Origin of the sequence: Thermogutta sp., from assembly GCF_014359955.1 — a bacterium.
Lineage (GTDB): Bacteria > Planctomycetota > Planctomycetia > Pirellulales > Thermoguttaceae > Thermogutta.
In genome coordinates this window covers 1-1,275 of record NZ_JACIYL010001036.1, presented here as the reverse complement: position 1 = coordinate 1,275, position 1,275 = coordinate 1, and the positions used below count along the sequence as shown (strand labels likewise).

General features: G+C 56.8%; 3 protein-coding genes. All 3 read right to left on the bottom strand.

Annotated elements, in window-relative coordinates:
* A partial coding sequence (locus H5U08_RS19200) for a 4Fe-4S dicluster domain-containing protein (RefSeq protein WP_297036901.1) occupies positions 1–568 on the bottom strand: 568 nt, incomplete at its 3' end.
* A 254-nt stretch (positions 569–822) separates the two neighbouring features.
* Entirely contained in the window at positions 823–978 is a 156-nt protein-coding gene (locus tag H5U08_RS19195; RefSeq protein ID WP_297036898.1) for a hypothetical protein, read from the bottom strand.
* The coding region (locus tag H5U08_RS19190) for a hypothetical protein (protein WP_297036895.1) at positions 975–1,275 on the bottom strand (301 nt) is incomplete at its 5' end. The genes H5U08_RS19195 and H5U08_RS19190, both read right to left, overlap by 4 nt.

Sequence of the window (1,275 nt, the reverse complement as noted above, 5' to 3'; positions counted from 1 at the left end):
GATGCCCTCCGAGTTCGCGTGCTTTGCGAATAATGGCTTGAAGCTGATCAATGTTCTTGATGCGCGTCGGCGAGAGGGCCATTCTTCCCCGGGTAAACATGGATAACCCAAGGGGCCCCATCTTGAGCATGGCCAGCGGCCGATTGAACAGGTAATACCGGCTGGCCAGGCCCAGCTCGAAACTCCGCCCATATTTGTCGAGCAGATCCGTGAAGGTCTTGGCCAGAGCCGGCGCGTCGGTATCCCGATACATCCGCTCCCGGATGGCGATCCGCTTGAGCCCGTACATGATGTCAGTGATGGGAATCTTTTGCGGGCAGCGGCTGACGCAGAAATAACAGGAGACGCAAAACCACATGGTGTTCGCTTTGAGGACCTTCTCCCGCTCGTTGGCGGCAATCATGGCGAAAATGGTGCGGGGGGTGTACTCCATGTCCGCCCCGTTGGGGCAACTTCCGCCACACGTGCCGCACTGCAAACAGCGGACGATGCGCTCGCCACCGGGCACTTCCCGGATAATCTCGTGGAAGAACGGCGACCCTCGCAGCTCTAAAGTTGTTCCGACCATCGAGTCACCCCGTGCAGCAATTTTTACAGTTGCAATTCGCAGCTTCCTGTCGATGAGCTGTTAACGCAATTAGGATACCATTTACCAGAAACGGGCGCCATTTTTCCCGATCTCATTGACAATCCGTCACTTATGACGCAAATGCCGCGGCCAGGAAACGGCGGGCTGGGTCGGCAAACTCGCGAATTTCCGCGCCCGGTCACGGATTTCCGAGAGTCCCGCCAGCGGCTGAAAAGAAGAGTAAAACGACCGGATTACTCAGCATCCATGTCGGGGGTGTGAATATCCACCTGGCCATGGAGATGCTCTTCGCTTCCCGGCGTGGTCAGCACCTTATAGAGGCACCAGGCCAGCAGCGCGGTGGCTCCCCCGACTGACAGCAACATGACGATCCAGCCTCCGAGTGTCATATGACGACCTCCTCCTGGCTGGCTTCGATCCGCCGCCAATTCTTCACCGACTGGGCGATCAACAGGGCGAAAAGAACTCCCACGGCCAAGATGAAGACAGCCATTCCCCCAACGACGGGATCGGTAAAGAGCTGCCGGATACGATTCTGCTCCGGAGATGTGACCACAAAGTTTTGACGCAACCAGAGAAAGAACACCACCAGAAGATAAAGCGGCGTGACATACTTGATGATGTACTTGTAAAACTCGGGGATTTTGATCTCGGCTCCCCGGCGAAGCTCGGCCATGCCTTTTTCC